Genomic DNA, 4,581 nt, shown 5'->3' with positions numbered 1-4,581 from the left:
CCGGGAAGTACGCGTGACCGCGTCCGGCCCCACCGGCGAGGCCGTCGAGACCTCCTTCGCCGCGATCGACCCGGACACCGCCTTCGTGGAGATGGCCGACGCCTGTGGGCTACTCCGCCTACCCGGGGGCCGGATGCGGCCCCTCGAATCGTCGAGCCGCGGCGTGGGCGAGGTGCTGCTGGCCGCGCTCCGCTCGGGTCGCGGCAACATCCACCTCGGCATCGGGGGCAGCGCCTCCACGGACGGCGGCACGGGAATGCTCTCGGCGTTGGGCGCCCGCTTCCTCGACTCCTCGGGCGCCGAACTCCCCGACGGTGGAGGAGCTCTGGTCGACCTGGACCGCGTGGACCTGGACGGCCTCGACCCCGCGGTCCGCGCCTCACGCATCCTGGTCGCCTGCGACGTCGACAACCCCCTGCTCGGGCCGCTGGGCGCGGCCCGCGTCTACGGTCCGCAGAAGGGTGCCTCCGCCGGTCAGATCGAGGAACTCGAGGCGGGGCTGGCCCGTCTGGTCGAGGTACTGCGCGACCAGGGACTCGCTGTGGACCCGGACGCGCCGGGCTCCGGGGCGGCCGGGGGCGTGGGCTTCGCTGCCCGCGAGCTCCTCGAGGCGTCCCTGGACCCGGGGTTCGAGGTCCTCGGGACCCTGACCGGACTCGAAGACGTGGTCTCCGCCGCCGACCTGGTGGTGACCGGCGAGGGCCGGCTCGACGACCAGACGATGCACGGCAAGACCCCGATGGGCGTGGCGGCACTGTGTCGCTCGCACGCCGTACCCGTGGTGGCCGTGTGTGGCCGGCTGGACCTGGGTGCCGACCGGGTAGCGGAGGCCGGGTTCGCGGCCGCGGCCGCCCTCACCGAACGGGAGCCGGACCTCGCCAGGTCGATGGCCAATGCGGGCCCCCTGTTGGAGGACGTTGCCGCCGAGGTCGTCTCGCGCATCCTGCCCTGACGCGCGCGTCCGGCCCGGGGGCGGTGTTCACCCGGACCCGCCCGTGACCGACACGCTCGCCACGACGCGGTCGTCGACCAGCATCCACATCTCCACCCGGTGTGCGGACCGTCTCCGCCGGATCATCATGGACGAGCCCGGCACCACCGGGTGGGAGTACTCGATCACGACGCGGTGGCGGTGCCGGAGCAGGTCCTGGTGTCCCAGCAGTTCGTCCTCGACGGCGTCGAGGTAGGCGGCGTTGTTGAGGTGCTGGAGAATGTCGAAGTCCGTGCTGCGGAGGATGTGGGGCCGGTCTTCCGGTAGATCCCGTGTCGCGGAGCCGGTGGGCAGCGGCGCGTTCATGGCGGCCCATCGGAGTCGGTGGATCCCTGTGGCGGCCGAGAGGGAGGCGAGCCCCTCGTCGCTGATCCGGGCGGGCACCCCGTCGGCGCTGACGTTGATCCAGAACGCCTCGGTCTCCACCAGCCCGTCGGGCCGGGGCCCGGGGTCGTCGGGGCCGGCCCGGTGTTCCGCTGTCAGACGCACCCGCATGTTCGCCCACCGTGTGGAGAGTCCCGAGCACCAGCGCTCGAGGTGAACGGTGGCCGGCCAGGTGATCGGTTCGATCACGTCGATGACGGTCCGCCGCACGATCCAGTACGGGTCGGTCCGCACGTGACCGGTGAACTCGAGATCGTCGCCCGCCGCGTCCTGGAGGTACCGGGCGATGCTGTCCAGCCGCACCCTGCGCCGGGGATCGACCTCGCCCGTCCGAACCGTGCGGGAGGTGGAGAACCCTGCCCCGTCCGGGGGCGGAGGGGGGAGCGGACGCAGGTCGCCGTCCTGTTCCGGGTGGTTCATCGGTGTGGTCCTCTCGCCCAGGATTCCGGTGTCCCCCACCGGTGCGGCCACTGTAGGCGCCCGGCCGCAGGGAGTCGGGCGCGGGCGCCGACGCGGGCACGTCGGGCGGCAGGTGGTCCATGATGGGGGCACCCACTCACCCCGGAGGTCGACATGCGCAAGTGGCTCCTCGGCGCCCCCGTCGCGATTGTGGCGGCCCTCGCGGCCTCGGACCTGCGGCAGACCAGGTACCCGATCCTGCGGACCTTCCCCGTCCTCGGTCACGCGCGGATGGCCCTGAGCTCGATCGGCCCGGAACTGCGCCAGTACATCGTGGCGAGCAACGACGAGGAACGGCCGTTCACCCGCGACCAACGGGACTGGATCCGGGAGTCGGCGGAGGGGCGGGCCACGACGTTCGGTTTCGGCACGGACAACGACGTCGAGTTCCTCACCGGATACCCGGTCGTCAAACCGCGCACGTTCGCCGGGGTGACGGTCTCCGCCCACGCGCACTCCGCGGAGCAACTCCAGTTGCCCACCGCCAAGGTCCTCGGCGCCGCCCGCGGCCGGGCCCGCGCGTTCCGCCCGGAGTCCCTGGTGTGGATCTCCGGGATGAGCTACGGCGCCCTGTCGGCCCCGGCTGTCGAGGCCCTCAACCGCGGTGCCGCTCTCGCGGGGGCACTGCAGAACACCGGTGAGGGTGGGCTGAGTCCCTACCACCAGAAGGGCGGGGACCTGGTGTTCCAGATCGGTACCGCCTACTTCGGGGTCCGCGACGCGGACGGCAGGCTCGACCTCGACGCGGTGGTCGCCCTCGCCGAGAAGCATCCGATCAGGGCGATCGAGATCAAGCTCAGCCAGGGTGCCAAACCCGGGCTCGGCGGTCTGCTGCCCGCCGCCAAGGTCACCGCGGAGATCGGGCGGATCCGCGGGATCCCCACCGACCGCGAGTGTGCGAGCCCCTCCCGGCACACGGCGTTCCACGACGTCGACTCGATGCTCGACCTGGTGGAGGAGATCGCCGAACGCACCGGCCTGCCGGTGGGGATCAAGTCCGCGGTCGGCGAACTGCGCTTCTGGGAGCAGCTGGCCTCCGCGATGGTCTCCCGGGAGCGCGGCGTCGACTTCATCACCATCGACGGGGGCGAGGGCGGCACCGGTGCCGCCCCCCTCGTCTTCACCGACGCGGTGTCACTCCCGTTCCGGCTCGGCTTCTCCCGCGTGTACCGGATCTTCGCTGAGGCCGGTCTCACCGACGACGTGGTGTTCGTGGGCTCGGGGAAGCTGGGGATCCCCGAGAACGCGGTGGTCGCGTTCGCACTCGGGGTGGACCTGATCTCCGTCGGTCGCGAGGCCATGCTCTCCATCGGCTGCATCCAGGCCCAGAAGTGCCACACCGATCGCTGCCCCACCGGAGTGGCCACGCAGAAGCCGTGGCTGTCCCGCGGAGTGGACCCCACGGACAAGGCCGTGCGGTGTGCGGCCTATCTCCGGTCGTTGCGGCGCGACCTCGTCAAGGTCTCGGGCGCGGTCGGCGTGCCCCACCCCTCGCTGATCGGGCCCGAGGACGTGGAGCTGGCCAACGGCACCCGGGAGTCGACGACTCTGGCGGAGATCTACGGATACCGCCCGGGCTGGGGCCTTCCCGGCGCGGCGGACATCCGGCGCATCACCGATCTCATGTCCGCCGGCGGCGCCGCCGAGCACAGCGCCGCCTACGCTCCCCCGGGGCTCTGACCCGCCTCTGCCCGCCCGGCCCGGAGCAGTCCGAGTTCGCGGTTCAGGTTGGCGTGCGCCTGCTTCTCCCAGGCGTCGCGGCCGGCCCTGGTGAGGAAGACCGACCCGCGCTCGAGCAGCGCCTCGAGCGCGGCGATCCGCCCGGCGACGAACCGCTCACCCGGCACGTGCGCGAACTCGTGGCGGACATCCTGCGTGTAGGCGTCGTACGTCTCCGGGTCGGCCCCGAGGACCGCGAGGTCGGCGTCCGAGAGGACCGCCCCGTTGAGATCCCCGGGCTCGACCCGGTGCCCGCCCATGAGCCGCACGAGGCGCGCCACCTCGTCGACGGGCGCGGCGGGGTCGAGTGCGGACTCGGCGAACTCGGCCGACCTGGCGTTGTTCTCCGACTCCGTGGGGTCGAACACGGCGGCGTGGAACCAGGCCGCCAGTCGGACCGCGGTCCCGTCGAACGCCTCCCCGTACGCCTCCAGCGCGTCCACCGCACGCAGCACCGCACGCAGGTGCGTCTCGTTGTGGTATCTGCGCTGCGGTTCGTTCCACCGTTCGAGCAGGTCGGACCGCAGTTCGGGCGTGAGGAACCCGACCTCCGCGTCGAGGGGATCAACGGCTGCCGGACGGTCGGTATCCATGGTCGGATCCTACCGCCGCACCACGTCCCATCTGCGTGAATCCGGGACCGCGGCGGCGCATCTCAGTCCTCGAGATCCGCCCCGGTGCGCGGCGGGAACGCCGCCAACGCCTCCTGCTCGGCGGCGTCGAACGTCCGGGCGCGGGACAGGAACCGTCTCCCGGTTGGGTTCTCGAGGCTGAAACCCGACCCCCGGCCCGGGATCGCGTCCAGCACCAGCTGCGTGTGCTTCCAGGTCTCGAACTGCGACCCCGAGATCCACACGCGCACCCGGTCCCCACCGAGATCGAGCTCCCCCACCAGCACGTCGCGCTGGCCCACACGGAACTCCCCGTCGGGATAGCACATGGGTGCCGACCCGTCGCAGCACCCGCCCGACTGGTGGAACATCACCGGGCCGTGCCGGCCGACGAGCTCGCGGATGAGCTCGGCGGCC

General features: G+C 72.2%; 5 protein-coding genes. 2 read left to right on the top strand and 3 right to left on the bottom strand.

Annotation, left to right across the window (positions count from 1 at the left end):
- A partial coding sequence (locus tag G6019_RS11485) for a glycerate kinase (RefSeq protein WP_182627629.1) occupies positions 1-952 on the top strand: 952 nt, incomplete at its 5' end.
- A gap of 27 nt (positions 953-979) precedes the next feature.
- On the opposite strand, the gene G6019_RS11480 is transcribed toward G6019_RS11485, so the two are convergent.
- Positions 980-1,795, bottom strand: coding sequence for an acyl-[acyl-carrier-protein] thioesterase (locus tag G6019_RS11480; RefSeq protein ID WP_107755416.1), 816 nt, complete (start codon positions 1,793-1,795; stop codon positions 980-982).
- Positions 1,796-1,948: 153 nt separating this feature from the next.
- Here G6019_RS11480 and G6019_RS11475 point away from each other — a divergent pair, with 153 nt between their 5' ends.
- Positions 1,949-3,514, top strand: a complete 1,566-nt coding sequence (locus G6019_RS11475) for an FMN-binding glutamate synthase family protein (RefSeq protein ID WP_182613318.1) — start codon at positions 1,949-1,951, stop codon at positions 3,512-3,514.
- On the opposite strand, the gene G6019_RS11470 is transcribed toward G6019_RS11475, so the two are convergent.
- Both G6019_RS11470 and G6019_RS11465 read right to left on the bottom strand, forming a co-directional pair.
- Positions 3,493-4,146 carry an HD domain-containing protein gene (locus G6019_RS11470; protein ID WP_107755414.1) on the bottom strand — a complete coding sequence of 218 codons (654 nt, stop codon included), beginning with the start codon at positions 4,144-4,146 and terminating at the stop codon, positions 3,493-3,495. The genes G6019_RS11475 and G6019_RS11470 overlap by 22 nt on opposite strands.
- A gap of 62 nt (positions 4,147-4,208) precedes the next feature.
- Positions 4,209-4,581: DUF779 domain-containing protein (locus tag G6019_RS11465; RefSeq protein WP_182613317.1), on the bottom strand; the 373-nt coding region annotated here is incomplete at its 5' end.

Origin of the sequence: Dietzia sp. DQ12-76 (assembly GCF_014145045.1) — a bacterium.
Lineage (GTDB): Bacteria > Actinomycetota > Actinomycetes > Mycobacteriales > Mycobacteriaceae > Dietzia.
Note: the sequence above shows the minus strand (reverse complement) of the source record. Positions and strands in the feature narration are given on the sequence as shown.